The organism is Paenisporosarcina sp. NPDC076907 (assembly GCF_050269735.1).
Taxonomy (GTDB): Bacteria; Bacillota; Bacilli; order Bacillales_A; family Planococcaceae; genus Paenisporosarcina.
The window spans coordinates 50,474-64,238 of the sequence record NZ_JBNNIX010000004.1 but is presented as its reverse complement, the minus strand read 5'-3'; the positions used below and the strand labels follow the sequence as shown (position 1 = coordinate 64,238).

Here is a 13,765-nt window from a genome sequence, read left to right as displayed (position 1 = left end):
ATTTATTGGTTTTTCATACCATTGATTTATGCGCTTAGATTGTAGTGGAAAACGTCCGCATGTAACGGAAATCTACAGTGTCATTTTCAAATGAAAAGAGGGTTGCCCTTAAAAGTCATTTTTTATGACTTTTAGGACAACCCCATGAATAAACTCTTTACTTTTTAAGCTCCAACCATGCCACCGCTTCACAATGCGTAGTCTGCGGGAACATATCGACTGGCTGCACTTCTTGCGTCACATACCCACCATCTTCTAATATGCGCAAATCTCTTGCCAAGGTACCTGGATTACATGATACATAAACCACTCGCTTCGGCTTTTGTTCCAAGATTGTCTGCAATAATGCTTCGTCGCATCCTTTACGAGGAGGATCGACTACTAGTACATCTGCCGTTTTTCCTTCTTTGTACCAGTTCGGAATGACGACTTCTGCAGGACCTGCTTCGAAGTACGTGTTCGTAAAGCCATTGATCTCGGCATTACGTTTAGCGTCTTCGATGGCTTGTGGCACGATTTCCACACCTAGCACTTGTTTCGCTTGTTTAGCAAGGAACAATGAGATCGTGCCGATTCCGCAGTAGGCATCGATGACGGTTTCTCCACCTGTCAGCTGAGCATAATCCAGTGCTTGTTGGTATAGGACTTCCGTTTGCTCTGGATTCACTTGATAGAACGAACGCGCTGAGATTTCAAATCGTACGTCCCCGATCAAATCTTCAATCGCATCTTTGCCCCAAAGTGTAATCGTCTTGTCTCCAAAGATCACGTTTGTTTTTTCTTCGTTTACGTTTTGAACGATGGAAGTGACTTGTGGCAGAATGCGTTTAATCGCTGCCAATGCTTCGTCTTTTTCCTTGAATTTCTTTTTCTTTGTGATGAGAACGACCATGATTTCACCAGTTGCACGACCTTTACGTACTACAACATGTCGCAGCATGCCTTGGTGAGATTTTTCGTCATATGGCATAATCCCAAGGTTGCCGAATTCTTTCTTCAATTCACGCAGGATGTCGTCTGCTTCTTCTGTCTGGATGATGCAGATATCCGTGTCGACGATTTCATGTGAACGCGTCTGATAGAATCCACCGACCACTCGTCCGTCTTGCAATCCGAATGGAATTTGGGATTTGTTCCGGTAACGCCAAGGGTTGTCCATTCCTTTTACCGGTAAGACTGGTACATCAGGCAGTTTGCCAATTCTCGTCATCGCATTTTTAACCATTTGCTGTTTCCACAGAAGCTGTCCTTCGTAGGATAAGTGCTGAACTTGGCAGCCGCCACATTGGTCAAATACATGACAAGGTGGTGCAACACGATGTTCAGATGGTTTGATGACTTCAATTAATTTGGCAAAGCCATATGATTTCAAGGTTTTCAGGACATGGACTTCCGCCATTTCTCCTGGCAATGCGCCAACGATAAATAACGGGTAGCCATTTACTTTAGCGACTCCCGCTCCGTCGTGTGTCAAATCTTCTATATGAACCGTGATTCGGTCGTTTTTTTGTACTGGTAAAGACATTCAACTTCCTCCATTTCAATTGCTTTTATTGTAGCATGAAGGCATGAAAAAAGCAGAATGGCTTAACCCCTTTTTCTATTCACTTTACAGGTTTTATACGACGACCTCTCCTAATACAGAGGCTGTTGACAAGGTGGAAATGGATTGATGTCTTGAATCGTATGATATTCATAATGCTTAATCGCAAACTGCGTATGATACAAATACTCCATAATATAAAGTTCTTCGCCATCAGCATTACATAATATACCGGAAGTTCCTTGACCATTTGTAAATGAAACCCCGATCGGATGTCCAATTAAGTGCATAATTTTATGTTGCCAGTTCATACAAAATCACTCCTTTTGATTACCTTATGAAGTTTGCCAAATGAATGTGTAGTCACTCTGGAGAACACAAATCAGCCGTCCATTTACAAAGAAGTAATGAAATGTTGGAAAGACGGGTATGTATTCAAATAAACATTTATGGATTCCCAATAGTTAAATGGGGTAAAGACACGTTTAATCGGGGTAAACAAGTAGTTAATTGGGGTTGCCATGCGGTTAATTGGGGTTACCAGCCGTTTGACTGGGGTTATATCATTTTTAATTGTGGAGGAATCAATGATGCCAATAAAACACTATCATTTCGAAACTAACTGGCAGTTTGAAGCAGACATCGAACAGATTTGGGGACTCATCAATGAGTTCAACTATGGGGACTGGTGGAAGGGGTTGGACTCAAAAAGAATAGAGGAAGGTTCGGCTAAGATTGGTGTTGGGGATCGTTTTAAGCTGTTTTTCCAGACCAAGTTACCATATCAACTTTCGTTCGAATCCGAAGTCGTGAAAATTAACAACCCTACTTACCTTGAAATTAAGGCGTACGGTGAGTTAGAAGGCAGCGGTATTTGGAAGCTGTCTCAGAAAGGTTCCATCACTCATGTGCAATGTATATGGAACGTGAAATCCAATAAAAAATGGATGAATACATTGGCTCCCCTACTACGACCTGCCTTCATATGGAATCATAACCAAGTGATGAATGAAGGCGCAAAAGGGATTTCCAATTCACTTGGGGTACGGTTGGTTTCATTGTAAACTGATAGTAGAGTCGAAAAAGGAGTGTTGACATGGGACAGGCAAAACAAAAAATCCATTCATTTTTAATGTTTGAGGGGAATGCAGAAGAAGCAATCAATACGTATACGTCACTATTTTCTGAGTCTGAAATCATTAACATCACTCGTTATGGAGCGAACGAAAGTGGCAAAGAAGGTTCGGTCATGCATGCCACATTCTCTATTAAAGGGCAAGAGTTCATGGCGATTGATAGTTATGTTCAGCATGCTTTTACATTCACACCTTCGATTTCATTGTTCGTGACATGTGACACAGCGGAAGAAGTGGAGCAAGCTTTCGAGAAATTATCACAGGATGGCAAAGTGTTAATGCCCCTTGGAGCCTATCCGTTCAGCGCAAAATTCGGGTGGATTAACGACCGGTTCGGTGTTTCGTGGCAATTGAGTCTTCCCATTAATGAATAATGCAAGGGGGCTTCCATTATAAGAAGTCCCCTTCGTCTTTAATCTTATTTATTCTTTACCTCTTTAATAAGTCTGCTTCGCAAGATGATCTTTTTTAATAATCCTACTATAAAAATTGAGAATGAAATGATTCCAATTATGCTTAAAGCTATGATAAAAACAGTAAAAATGACATTCATTTTTTAACCCCCAAGAAATTTCTATTCTAAGGCTCTCTTAACGGCTTCCAAAGCATGTATCACCGTCGTATCAAACAATGGAACTTCCGCGTCTTCCGGTCTTATTAACAATCCAATTTCTGTACACCCCAAGATTATGCCTTCAGCTCCATCATCGACCAATTTCTGAATCACATTCTGATAGGACCTCCTTGACGATTGCTGAATATTCCCGAGGCACAACTCTTCAAAAATCACCCTATTTATTACTTCTCGATCTTCACTAGTTGGCACCAAAACCTTGATTCCATTAGATTCAATACGCGATTTATAAAAGTCTTGTTCCATCGTATATTTGGTTCCGAGTAACCCAATGGTTCGTACATCAGACTTTAGAATTTGATTTGCTGTGGCGTCCGCAATATGTAAAACAGGAATGCTGATTTTTTCTTCGATGTATGTAATGACTTTGTGCATCGTATTGGTACAGATGATAATAAAATCTGCTCCCGCTTTTTCCAGAGACAGTGCCGCATCACCTAATAAACGACCAGCTTTTTCCCATTCACCTGTTGCTTGAAAACGTTGCGTCTCGGCAAAGTCTACGCTATACAGAATGCACTTTGCTGAATGTAATCCGCCTAATTGACTCTTTACTTCCTGGTTGATTAGTTGATAATACTTAGCTGTCGATTCCCAGCTCATGCCACCTATTAGACCAATCGTTTTCATATACATTCCCCCATCACGGCTGAATCGCAATTAGAACACGATTGCTGCTCTCAGATTCGTGCTGCCATTTTCCAAATATCCTTTTAAGCAGGTCAGCATATACACCCAACCCTCTTTGTTCCCTAATAAGTTATTTATTAATTCCGGATCATTTTCATTCCAACCTGTTTCGTTTACTTCAATGATTGTGGACGCTTCATCCAGTTCGTTCAGCGTAATTGTCACCGTGTGTTCTTCCTCTGCCGGCCCCCACTTAAAGACGATTTTCTGATCTTCATGAATTTCCACTACGGTTAATTCAACTTCTGCATTGTATTCTTCATATCTCCAAGTAATGGTCTTGCCCTCTTCCATTTTTTCAGACGCCGAAGAAAACCAAAAATTAGCCATGAGCTCTGGTTCAATGAAGGCATTAAACACTTCATGTGCTGGTTTCATTATTTTAAATTTCGTATGTACTTGAATAGCCATATACTTCCGTGTCCCCTTTAACATTTCGTCATTCTTATATATTCAATATCGGTTGTCCAACACCTTTTAAAAAACAACAAGTTCTTCCTACAATTCGAAAACTTTTATATTATTCATCCACCACTTCGATATGCAATGCATTCGCTTGAGGTGGATCAGATTCCATTAATGAACCATCTGTCCAAACAAAAACTTCTTGGCCAACTTTATAATTACTTATCGAATCCTCTTCCGGTACGTTCACCCAAACTACTTCGGAATCTTCCTCTTCCACTAAAATACTGCCCGATCTTATATCTGTGACAGTTCCGATGATTTGAGCTCCCCCTTCACCTTTCTCATCATTGCACCCCATCAACATGGCGCATAGTATTCCGATCAAAATCAACAATCTTTTCAAATTGAAACACCCCTGACTTCGTTTCAGAATTAGACGGTTGACCTGGTTAAATGTTCCAGTAACTCTTATTTTAGGTTTTTAGTAAAAGGAGTTAGAATGAAAGGAAGGCGAAGCATCTCGCTTACATAATGGAGGTTTTACAATGAAAGCACTTATATATAACACATTTGGTGGACCGGAAGTATTGGAATACGGTGACATGTCGGACCCGGTAATCGGTTCGAATGAAGTCTTGATCCGCATGAAAGCAATCGGCTTGAACTTTGCCGACGTTTATAGAAGAAAAGGAAACTATCATTTAGAGGGAAAACCGCCTTATATTCTGGGCTATGAAGGGGCAGGAATTGTGGAACAAGTCGGAGCAGATATTCAAGACATTCAAATTGGCGACCGTCTGGCATTTGCAGATGTTCCATTTGCTAACGCTGAGCTGGTGGCCGTTCCTTACGATAAAGCCATTCCCCTACCGGAAGCCATTTCATTTGAAGAAGCTTCATCAGTATTGTTGCAAGGATTAACCGCCCATTACTTGACGAAGGACAGTTATGCAGTAAAACAGAACGATATTGTGCTAGTGCATGCGGCTGCAGGTGGAGTCGGACAGTTACTTATTCAGATTGCCAAGTTACTTGGTGGAAAAGTGATTGGATTGACATCATCAGAAGAGAAAGCCGTGGCAGCTCAAGAAGCTGGTGCGGATGTTGTTTTTCTTTATAAGGATGACTGGAAGTCTGCAGTTCTTAATGAAACCAACGGCAAAGGTGTCGATGTTGTGTATGAATCAGTAGGTTCTACGTTAATGGACAGTTTTGCATCGACTCGAATCGGTGGAACCGTTGTCTTCTATGGCATGGCTGGTGGGGATCCGGTTTCGGTAGACCCACGCATGTTGATGGATACATCGAAAACACTGACAGGCGGAGACTTATGGAATGTCCTTACGTCTCGAGAAGAACGTGTCGCTCGCTCAAGCGAGTTATTCCGTTGGATGGAAGTAGGCAAAGTCAAGGTAGCGAAGCCGACGACTTTTGCCTTGCATCAAGGACAGGAAGCCCATCGCTACTTGGAAAGCCGTCAAAGCACTGGGAAGATTTTATTGATTCCTGCGAACGGAGAGGCAGAATGATTCTCTTTCAAAAAGGCGGATTGACCGTTTTTCAAAGTGCATTATGGAAGACGACGAGCTCTGTTGTAGAGACAGACGACTTGGTTTTGGTTGTCGATCCCACTTGGCTCCCTCTTGAAATTCTGGAGATTCAGGAATTTGTGGCAAGCATACGCAATGACAAAGAGTTGTATTTGCTTTTCACACATGGAGATTTTGATCACATTATCGGCTATCAAGCCTTCCTTGATGCCAAGGTAATCGGCAGCAAAGGGATGCAGGAACATCCGAGAAAACAATATAAGCTCGATTTAATCCAGCATTTTGACAATGAATACTATATTGAAAGACCTTACCCAATTGAATTCCCTACACTTGATTTGGTTATCGAAAAGGATGGTCAGCAACTCATTCTTGGCAATACAATCCTGACCTTTTATTTATCCCCAGGACACACGCATGATGGATTATTTACGGTCATCGAGCCTTTGGGCATTTGGATAACAGGGGACTATCTTTCGGATTTTGAGCTTCCCTATTTATTTGATAGTGCTAAAGCATACTTGGAGACACTTCAAAAAGCTCATTTGGTTTTGGACTCGCATAATATTAACGTTCTGGTTCCCGGGCATGGACAACCTACTGGTCAAGAAGACGAGATGAAACGGAGAATTGATTTGGCTCAAGATTATCTAGAAAGGTTGATTGGGGCAGTGAAAAGCGAAGATACGGAAGCAATTTTGGCATTGGAAAAAGAGATCCCATTCCCGTCGAACTTCACGAAAGAATGTCATCTCAAGAACGTAGAAATTATTAGATCAGAGCAAATGTAAACCCATTAGAAAACCGCTTGGATTTTATACATATCCAAGCGGTTTCTTCATTTCGAATAATAGATCAGTTCTTGTTATCGTCTTGTTGTTTCATGGATTGGATGGTTTCTAATACAATTCCCATTACTTGGCCTTTAAGTGCATCCGGTACAGATTCATTTATCTGATTCCGATAGATGCAATGATTCATTTCCACATCGTATGTAAACCCAATCTGTGATAATTGTTTCTTCAAAGAATCTGGCAGTTGATTAGAACCTGTAGTTTCTTCGAAATACTCTGTCAGGGAGACATATAGCTCTACATCATCTAGACTAGAAGAGACGATGAATAGCTTCTTGTCAGCTGGTAGAATCCATTGTCCTTTCGAACGAATGGAAATTCCCGAATGCTCCAAACCAGAAATCCCATCAAGATTCACTCCAAAAATCTGGTTGATTAATACTCTCGTCTCAGCTCCTGAAAGAGAACCATCTTGAATTTCAATGTACCGATCCATTACTTCATTTTTTGGCATCGCCATAATTTGAGCATCCACTTCATTAGAGTCTGAACGTACATTTAAGGAGCGACGCAGACTTTCCATTACTGCCGTTTGATACTGCGACAAGTGATTGCCGTAGTTTTTTTCTGAAATGAAATTCAGATCTATTCCAAAAACAGCTTGTACTACTTCACGCACTTCTTTCCCCTTCACTGCAGCACCAAATGATTTTATGTAAAGGTCCATTACTTCTGTTTTTGGCATTTTATTAATATGATTAATATCTTCCACATAGCTTGTAATAGCATTCATTACCGTTGCTGTATATTTGTTTTCCATAACATATCCACCTTTTCATTTAACTAGTTTACTTTCAACCATCATACTAAAAATGTAACTTCATTTCTTTTAAGGCACCCCACTTTCCCTGTAAATAGTGAATATGGTACAAAGGATATGAATCAATTAACTTATATTGTATGGAATGATAAATGTCTTTACACCTAAAAAACGTTCTAAAATCTATGTATAATAAAGGAGTTTTACGATGATTAAAAAACCTCTACCAGACGAATATCTCCCTTATTACGAAACCTATATCGGCTTGGTGCCTGATGGATTACAGACAGATATTCTGTACACACAGATTGAGGACTTACTTGCACTACTTTCAAATCTCAATGAAGCTCAGGCAAATTTTCGCTATGCTGAAAACAAATGGACGTTGAAAGAAGTCATTGGTCACATCACCGACACGGAACGAGTGATGAGTTATCGGTTATTGCGAATAGCTAGAGGCGACAGAACGCCATTAGCTAATTACGATGACGAACACTATGTACGGGAAGCTTCTTTCCATTCCCGTTCTCTCCAGAATCTACTCGAAGAATTGAAAGCTGTACGCTGTGCAACCATTCATTTAATTAATGGCTTGAATGAAGACGCATTTCTAAGAAAAGGTGTCGCAAGTAACAATGAAATCTCCGCCCGTGCACTGGCTTATATAATTGCAGGTCATGAACGTCATCATGTGAACATTTTGAAAGAAAAATATTTAACACATTAACTCATCTTTCGCTGCATGAAAATACTTCCCAAAGGAACTTTGGATAGCTTTGATGTGAACAAAATACCCTTGCGAAAGTGACACTGTCATTTCGCAAGGGTTTAGTGAACAGTATTAAAGTTAATCGGGGGTAAGAGAAGAAACCATAATTGCATATAAAACATCGTTTTTTCAATATTTGGTTGCAACTTTCTGGATTTGGTTGCAACTTTTTCAGTTTTAGTTGCAACTTTCCTAATTTGGTTGCAACTTTTAAGGTTTTAGTTGCAACTTTCGAGATTTCGTTGCAACTATCCAATACCCTCCTTATTTCTAAAAGTTGCCCCACTCGGAGCAGCTTTTTACATTATAGAGGAAGATTCTCTTCTTCAGGTTCTTCTACCTTCTTTTCTTTCGTCAAGAACCAGCCTGCCGCTGCAATTCCAATCAACACAGAGTAGAAGATTAACTTCCATTGTGTGGAATGGGCAAACTCATATGAAATGACGCCTACGTCTGGATGCCCCAAAGTCAGGACCGCAAGTTTCACACCAACCCAGCCAACAATGGCAAACGCTGCGATTTCTAGACCCGGTTTTGATTGAAGCAACTTGACGAAGAAGTTGGCTGCGAAACGCATGATGATCAAACCAATGAGTCCTCCAGCGAAAATGACCAAGAACTTACCGCCGTCCATGCCGCCAATCTCTGGTAGATTGGTGTTTGGAAGTGTCATTGCTAAAGCAACTGCTGCCAAAATGGAGTCAACTGCGAATGCAATATCGGCCAATTCCACTTTGAATACTGTTCCCCAGAAACCTGCTTTTTTCTTTTCCTTTTTATCTTTATCGTCGCCTTTTTTACTAAAGTACAGCTTCCGAGCGATATGATTAATAGCGATAAATAACAGGTAAAGTGCTCCGATTGCCTGTACTTGCCACACATCGACTAAAAACGAAATGATGAATAATGAAGCGAAACGGAACACGAATGCGCCTGCAAGTCCGTAAAATAAAGCCTTTCTTCTTTCAGCTTCAGGTAAATGCTTAACCATTATCGCAAGAACAAGTGCGTTATCCGCAGCAAGCAATCCTTCGAGTCCAATCAATAGTAATAATACCCATCCATATTCCATCAAGATAGAAAAATCCATTTCGATTTCCTCCTTTGAGTTAAAGTTTTTATCTAGTACAGTTTCTTCAAGTCAATAAGTTACACAGATTCGGCAAGTATTTGTATGACATCGTGATCCAGGCTTTCGACTCCTTGTTTGAACGAGAGTCGCGACTTAAATCGATAAGATGCACCAAATGCTGGCTGCATGGATTTTGGAAGCCTGAATGTGAAAGGGATCTGGTTAGTAGCATTTGATTCAATCAACTTTGACGTGAAAATGATGATGGAATCAATTACTTTTTCATCTTTCACTTCATCATTGTCCGTGGTCACCACCAAATCACACTCGATTCGTTTCAGTTGTTGTTCGATTGTGCCACCTTTGACTAAGAAATATCCTTTTACCAGTTCACCAGGTGAGTAGGTATCTTTCTCTAAAATCAAGTCAATCTTTGCCGAACCTATTCCAATTAGCGCCATGTATTTCCTCAGTATCATGTAGATCCTCCTGTATTTTTTTAGTTAGTTGAGAGGCTCCATCTCAATAGGTCCGTTTCCAAAAAGAAAATAAAAAAACCTTTACCGGAAACGGCAAAGGTTTTTGAAAAAATAAAAGACCTTTACCAAGTTTGGTAAAGGTCTTGCTAACAACGAAGTCGTTGCCAACAAAGCCGGGAGATTTTGAAACCTCCGAAATGACGACCTTGCTGTAAAAGCTACTCCCCTTTAGGAGTTACGATTCAACTAATTACTAATAATATATTCTATTTATAGGTAGATTGTCAACTTCTCTTCTATCCTGCTCAACGTTTTTACAATCAGTTTTTCAGGTCGCATCTCATCAAATTGTCCAATTAACGGAACAACAACGATTCCGTCCAACACAGGAATGATTGGTGATGATAAAGTATCGACCAGCTTTTGCAGTTCCTTTTTCTTTTCATCAAAGTAAAAGATGTTACCGAGAATAAGTTCTTTGAAGTAATATAACAAGGCAAAAAAAGAGGGGCTGTCTTCAAAAGTCATTTTTCATGACCTTTTGAACAGCCCCATTTTCATTATTTATTTTTTCGAACGGGTCCGTCTTTAGGAGCGAACCAAAATGCAGCAATGATGGCACCGATGAGAACAATAAAAGGTGCATAAAAAATCATGAAATCCGTCATGTGATTGGCCTCCTTTAGGCGTGATTATCTTTATTCCCACGTACATAGTCTTTATTAAACAAGAACAATCTTAGCAATAAATATAACGAAGGAAGCAATAATCCAAGTCCCGCAATGAAAGCCACAATTAAGGCGATGGCCATTGCTTCGTTCGTGAAGCTATCGTAAATCGTCAAGTATGGATACAGCAGGTACGGATAATGGGATACCCCGTAGCCGAAGAATGCCAAAGCAAACTGTGCGGCTAGTAATCCGAAAGCCAAGCCGTATTTTTTACGTTTCCAAATCAGCCAAACCGTTCCGACAAACATCAGGAATGAAATGCCAAACACCCACCATAAATCAAGGATGCGCGCATAATGTTCTGGGTTATGCCCGCGAAGCTCGAAAATAATGCCTGAAGCCGTAATCATTGTTGGGATCGCCCAAATCAGTGCATATTTTCGGAGCAATTCTGTTGCTGAGTGATCTCCGGCTTTGTTTGCATACCATGTCAGGAATACAGCGGAAATATAAAGAACCGCTACCAAACTTAACACGACGATGCTCCAGGTCAATGGACTGGAGAACAATTCCCAGTAATCCAGCACAGGATTCCCTTTGACCATGGAAATAAAGCCTCCTTCGGATATGGTCAACACGGTTGAAAGAGATGCCGGAATGAATAGACCGGTAATGCCGTACATAAACGTATACCCTTTGTGTCCGTTCGTCCCATATGTTGCGAATGCATAGTAGGAACCGCGTAACGCCAGCAATATAATGGCGATACTAGCAGGCACTAATAACGTCGTCCCATAATAGAAGGCTGTTTTCGGGAAGAACCCGATCACGCCAACGAAGAAGAAGACGAGAAACACATTGGTCACTTCCCATACAGGCGATAAATAACGTTGAATGATGTTCGTTAAAATGTGTTCCCTGCGCGTCAGTGTGTTGTAAGCATTGAAAAATCCTGCTCCAAAATCGATGGATGCGACGATGACATAACCGAATAGGAACATCCAAAGAACGGAAATCCCGATGATTTCAAGTGTCAGTGTCATGAGAAATCACCTTCCTGTTCTTTGCGTCGATCTTCGATTTCCTGTTCTACTGGATTTTTTCTGAACATACGGCGAAGTACGACCACGCTACCAACTCCAAGAATCAGGTAAAGACCGGCAAACAGCACAAGCATGATGTCTACTTGACCGCTCGTTGTCGCAGCATCTTCCGTACGCATAATGCCTCTCAGAATCCAAGGTTGACGGCCGACTTCTGCCATCCACCAACCTGCTTCAATGGCAAGCATGGCCAGTGGACCTCCCGCCACAAGTAACCAGCGGAACCATTTCGTCTGTACAAATGACCATTTCCGCCAAGTGGCAAACAAATACAGCGCGGATAAGAACGTTAACCCCATACCAATGCTCACCATTAAATCGAACAAGTAATGAATATATAATGGTGGAATTTCGTCTTCAGAGAATTGATCCAAGCCGATAACTTCTGCAAATGGATCACCATGTGCCAACACACTAAGTGCATATGGAATTTCAATGGCATACTTCACTTCTCCATCTTCCAAAATTCCGTACATAATTAAAGATGCATTTTCTTCTGTTTCAAAATGCCATTCAGCCGCAGCTAGTTTTTCAGGCTGATACTCCGCTAAATATTTACCAGAGAAATCGCCGATGATTGCTGCTGCAATGGAGAAAATCAACCCCAGTTTCAACGTAAGGAATAGTGCTTTTTTGTGATAAACATGATTCGATCCCTTTAATAAACGGAATGCAGCAATGGAAGCCAACACGAATGCAGATGTCATGTAAGCCGTCACGACTACGTGCGCGACTTTTGTTGGCATCGCCGGGTTGAACATCGCCAGTATCGGATTGATGTTGATTAGCTCCCCGTTTACGAGATCAAACCCTTGAGGAGCATTCATGAAAGCATTAACGATAGTAATGAATACCGCCGAGAATGATGCTCCGATCGCTACGGGAATCAGTAATAATAAATGTTTCTTTTGATTTTCAAATCGGTCCCACGTATATAAGTAAATTCCTAAGAAGATAGCTTCAAAGAAAAATGCGAAGGTTTCCATGAATAATGGCAAGGCTATAACATTACCTGCCAGTTCCATAAAGTTAGGCCACAATAGTGATAGTTGGAGTCCAATGGCTGTTCCTGTCACAACACCTACAGCAACTGTTATGACGAAGCCACGTGCCCAACGTCTTGCAAGTAAAATGTAATGTTCATCGTTTTTCCTGATTCCTACCCACTGGGCAATCATAATCATGAGCGGAATGCCGACCCCAATGGTGGCATAAATAATATGAAACGATAGCGTAAGTTCAGTTAGTACGCGACTAAAGAATACTGCTTCTTCATTCCCCATTTGAATTCCCTCCTATTAACTTCCGAAAATCCGACCTAGTATTGACAACAGCATGATGGCTGCCACAATGAACGCAAGCCAAATCAATTTTTTCTCTTGGTTTTTATACATGTCGTCACCTTCCCTACTTCTTATCATACCCCATTAGAACCTATTCAAAATCACTGGATGTATCCATTTTGTCACGTCCATGTGAAAGAAATGTGAATACTATTACATAATTATATTGCGAAAGTTCCGAGTATTTTGTATTCTAAGTAAATCATACTTAATTTCAGAGGTGAATGCGATGAAAACGAAGCGTAAAGTGTTGGCCTACATTACAAAGGGGCAGGAACCAAATTTAGAGTTACTCGTTTTCGAGCAAAAAGACCACCCGGAAGCAGGTTTGCAAGTTCCAGGAGGCACAATCGAAGAAGACGAAATGTTAATTGACGCGTTATACCGGGAAATTAATGAAGAAACCGGCATCACGCGTGATAATCTTTCATTCCTCGGAAAAATCCATAAGTACAACTACTATCCAAATGGAAAGGACACAGCGTATGAACGGAACTTCTTCCATCTTGAATATGAAGGAGACCAACAAAATTGGGATCACCTTGTGGTCAGCGATGGTCTCGACAATGGCATGACCTTCCAATTCCGATGGGAACCCCTCGGGACATTGCCAAAACTGGCAGGAGAACAGGATGAAGCTTTAGAATTGTTGTAGAACGGAATGGGCAAAATCGATGTTTCCTACGTGAACCCTGATTTTTCCTACGTGAACTCGTTTTTTTCCTACGTCGGTTACGTTTTTTCCTACGTGAA

General features: G+C 41.0%; 18 protein-coding genes. 6 read left to right on the top strand and 12 right to left on the bottom strand.

The window, feature by feature from the left end; all coding sequences use genetic code 11:
* Positions 1 to 157 precede the first annotated feature (157 nt).
* Both rlmD and ACQKEV_RS13350 read right to left on the bottom strand, forming a co-directional pair.
* Entirely contained in the window at positions 158 to 1,525 is a 1,368-nt protein-coding gene (rlmD, locus tag ACQKEV_RS13355) for a 23S rRNA (uracil(1939)-C(5))-methyltransferase RlmD (RefSeq protein WP_427446797.1), read from the bottom strand.
* A gap of 110 nt (positions 1,526 to 1,635) precedes the next feature.
* Entirely contained in the window at positions 1,636 to 1,854 is a 219-nt protein-coding gene (locus tag ACQKEV_RS13350; protein ID WP_427446795.1) for a hypothetical protein, read from the bottom strand.
* Positions 1,855 to 2,133: 279 nt separating this feature from the next.
* Between ACQKEV_RS13350 and ACQKEV_RS13345 the strand changes: the two genes are divergently transcribed.
* Positions 2,134 to 2,607: an SRPBCC family protein gene (locus ACQKEV_RS13345; protein WP_427446793.1), complete on the top strand. Its 474-nt coding sequence runs from the start codon at positions 2,134 to 2,136 to the stop codon at positions 2,605 to 2,607.
* Positions 2,608 to 2,639: 32 nt separating this feature from the next.
* Positions 2,640 to 3,053: a VOC family protein gene (locus ACQKEV_RS13340; protein WP_427446792.1), complete on the top strand. Its 414-nt coding sequence runs from the start codon at positions 2,640 to 2,642 to the stop codon at positions 3,051 to 3,053.
* A gap of 200 nt (positions 3,054 to 3,253) precedes the next feature.
* Here ACQKEV_RS13340 and ACQKEV_RS13335 read toward each other — a convergent pair whose 3' ends face one another.
* From ACQKEV_RS13335 to ACQKEV_RS13325, 3 genes are all read right to left on the bottom strand, one after another.
* Complete coding sequence (locus ACQKEV_RS13335; protein ID WP_427446790.1) at positions 3,254 to 3,943, bottom strand: aspartate/glutamate racemase family protein; 690 nt, start codon at positions 3,941 to 3,943, stop codon at positions 3,254 to 3,256.
* A 30-nt stretch (positions 3,944 to 3,973) separates the two neighbouring features.
* Entirely contained in the window at positions 3,974 to 4,414 is a 441-nt protein-coding gene (locus ACQKEV_RS13330; RefSeq protein ID WP_427446788.1) for an SRPBCC family protein, read from the bottom strand.
* A 109-nt stretch (positions 4,415 to 4,523) separates the two neighbouring features.
* The gene (locus tag ACQKEV_RS13325; protein ID WP_427446787.1) at positions 4,524 to 4,814 is read right to left on the bottom strand and encodes a DUF3221 domain-containing protein; all 291 of its coding nucleotides are present in this window, start codon (positions 4,812 to 4,814) and stop codon (positions 4,524 to 4,526) included.
* Positions 4,815 to 4,956: 142 nt separating this feature from the next.
* Between ACQKEV_RS13325 and ACQKEV_RS13320 the strand changes: the two genes are divergently transcribed.
* Positions 4,957 to 5,940 carry a quinone oxidoreductase family protein gene (locus tag ACQKEV_RS13320; RefSeq protein WP_427446785.1) on the top strand — a complete coding sequence of 328 codons (984 nt, stop codon included), beginning with the start codon at positions 4,957 to 4,959 and terminating at the stop codon, positions 5,938 to 5,940.
* Positions 5,937 to 6,752 (top strand): MBL fold metallo-hydrolase, encoded by an 816-nt coding sequence (locus tag ACQKEV_RS13315; protein WP_427446784.1) that lies wholly within the window; start codon positions 5,937 to 5,939, stop codon positions 6,750 to 6,752. Before ACQKEV_RS13320 ends, ACQKEV_RS13315 begins: the two co-directional genes overlap by 4 nt.
* 64 nt (positions 6,753 to 6,816) lie before the next feature.
* On the opposite strand, the gene ACQKEV_RS13310 is transcribed toward ACQKEV_RS13315, so the two are convergent.
* A complete protein-coding gene (locus ACQKEV_RS13310) occupies positions 6,817 to 7,575 on the bottom strand; it encodes a hypothetical protein (protein ID WP_427446782.1) in 759 nt (252 codons plus the stop codon).
* 208 nt (positions 7,576 to 7,783) lie between these two features.
* Here ACQKEV_RS13310 and ACQKEV_RS13305 point away from each other — a divergent pair, with 208 nt between their 5' ends.
* Entirely contained in the window at positions 7,784 to 8,302 is a 519-nt protein-coding gene (locus ACQKEV_RS13305) for a DinB family protein (protein ID WP_427446780.1), read from the top strand.
* A gap of 346 nt (positions 8,303 to 8,648) precedes the next feature.
* On the opposite strand, the gene ACQKEV_RS13300 is transcribed toward ACQKEV_RS13305, so the two are convergent.
* From ACQKEV_RS13300 to ACQKEV_RS13275, 6 genes are all read right to left on the bottom strand, one after another.
* Entirely contained in the window at positions 8,649 to 9,434 is a 786-nt protein-coding gene (locus tag ACQKEV_RS13300; protein ID WP_427446779.1) for a TerC family protein, read from the bottom strand.
* Between the two features lie 59 nt (positions 9,435 to 9,493).
* Positions 9,494 to 9,895, bottom strand: a complete 402-nt coding sequence (locus ACQKEV_RS13295; protein WP_427446777.1) for a sporulation protein — start codon at positions 9,893 to 9,895, stop codon at positions 9,494 to 9,496.
* A 270-nt stretch (positions 9,896 to 10,165) separates the two neighbouring features.
* On the bottom strand, positions 10,166 to 10,423 hold the full coding sequence (locus tag ACQKEV_RS13290) for a hypothetical protein (protein ID WP_427457937.1): 258 nt from the start codon (positions 10,421 to 10,423) through the stop codon (positions 10,166 to 10,168).
* A gap of 32 nt (positions 10,424 to 10,455) precedes the next feature.
* On the bottom strand, positions 10,456 to 10,563 hold the full coding sequence (cydS, locus tag ACQKEV_RS13285) for a cytochrome bd oxidase small subunit CydS (protein ID WP_427446775.1): 108 nt from the start codon (positions 10,561 to 10,563) through the stop codon (positions 10,456 to 10,458).
* A 14-nt stretch (positions 10,564 to 10,577) separates the two neighbouring features.
* The gene (locus ACQKEV_RS13280; RefSeq protein WP_427447094.1) at positions 10,578 to 11,603 is read right to left on the bottom strand and encodes a cytochrome d ubiquinol oxidase subunit II; all 1,026 of its coding nucleotides are present in this window, start codon (positions 11,601 to 11,603) and stop codon (positions 10,578 to 10,580) included.
* 2 nt (positions 11,604 to 11,605) lie between these two features.
* Entirely contained in the window at positions 11,606 to 12,952 is a 1,347-nt protein-coding gene (locus tag ACQKEV_RS13275) for a cytochrome ubiquinol oxidase subunit I (protein WP_427446773.1), read from the bottom strand.
* Between the two features lie 289 nt (positions 12,953 to 13,241).
* On the opposite strand from ACQKEV_RS13275, the gene ACQKEV_RS13270 reads away from it, so the two are divergent.
* Positions 13,242 to 13,667, top strand: a complete 426-nt coding sequence (locus ACQKEV_RS13270) for an NUDIX hydrolase (RefSeq protein WP_427446772.1) — start codon at positions 13,242 to 13,244, stop codon at positions 13,665 to 13,667.
* The last annotated feature ends 98 nt before the right edge of the window (positions 13,668 to 13,765 follow it).

What these genes read in the sequence shown, in the direction of transcription:
- ACQKEV_RS13320 (WP_427446785.1), top strand. Translation starts at nt 4,957, where the DNA reads ATGAAAGCACTTATATATAACACATTTGGTGGACCGGAAGTATTGGAA.
- ACQKEV_RS13340 (WP_427446792.1), top strand. Translation starts at nt 2,640, where the DNA reads ATGGGACAGGCAAAACAAAAAATCCATTCATTTTTAATGTTTGAGGGG.
- ACQKEV_RS13345 (WP_427446793.1), top strand. Translation starts at nt 2,134, where the DNA reads ATGCCAATAAAACACTATCATTTCGAAACTAACTGGCAGTTTGAAGCA.
- ACQKEV_RS13300 (WP_427446779.1), bottom strand. Translation starts at nt 9,434, where the DNA reads ATGGATTTTTCTATCTTGATGGAATATGGATGGGTATTATTACTATTG.
- ACQKEV_RS13290 (WP_427457937.1), bottom strand. Translation starts at nt 10,423, where the DNA reads ATGACTTTTGAAGACAGCCCCTCTTTTTTTGCCTTGTTATATTACTTC.
- cydS (WP_427446775.1), bottom strand. Translation starts at nt 10,563, where the DNA reads ATGACGGATTTCATGATTTTTTATGCACCTTTTATTGTTCTCATCGGT.
- ACQKEV_RS13295 (WP_427446777.1), bottom strand. Translation starts at nt 9,895, where the DNA reads ATGATACTGAGGAAATACATGGCGCTAATTGGAATAGGTTCGGCAAAG.
- ACQKEV_RS13275 (WP_427446773.1), bottom strand. Translation starts at nt 12,952, where the DNA reads ATGGGGAATGAAGAAGCAGTATTCTTTAGTCGCGTACTAACTGAACTT.
- ACQKEV_RS13270 (WP_427446772.1), top strand. Translation starts at nt 13,242, where the DNA reads ATGAAAACGAAGCGTAAAGTGTTGGCCTACATTACAAAGGGGCAGGAA.
- ACQKEV_RS13315 (WP_427446784.1), top strand. Translation starts at nt 5,937, where the DNA reads ATGATTCTCTTTCAAAAAGGCGGATTGACCGTTTTTCAAAGTGCATTA.
- ACQKEV_RS13335 (WP_427446790.1), bottom strand. Translation starts at nt 3,943, where the DNA reads ATGAAAACGATTGGTCTAATAGGTGGCATGAGCTGGGAATCGACAGCT.
- ACQKEV_RS13350 (WP_427446795.1), bottom strand. Translation starts at nt 1,854, where the DNA reads ATGAACTGGCAACATAAAATTATGCACTTAATTGGACATCCGATCGGG.
- ACQKEV_RS13330 (WP_427446788.1), bottom strand. Translation starts at nt 4,414, where the DNA reads ATGGCTATTCAAGTACATACGAAATTTAAAATAATGAAACCAGCACAT.
- rlmD (WP_427446797.1), bottom strand. Translation starts at nt 1,525, where the DNA reads ATGTCTTTACCAGTACAAAAAAACGACCGAATCACGGTTCATATAGAA.
- ACQKEV_RS13310 (WP_427446782.1), bottom strand. Translation starts at nt 7,575, where the DNA reads ATGGAAAACAAATATACAGCAACGGTAATGAATGCTATTACAAGCTAT.
- ACQKEV_RS13305 (WP_427446780.1), top strand. Translation starts at nt 7,784, where the DNA reads ATGATTAAAAAACCTCTACCAGACGAATATCTCCCTTATTACGAAACC.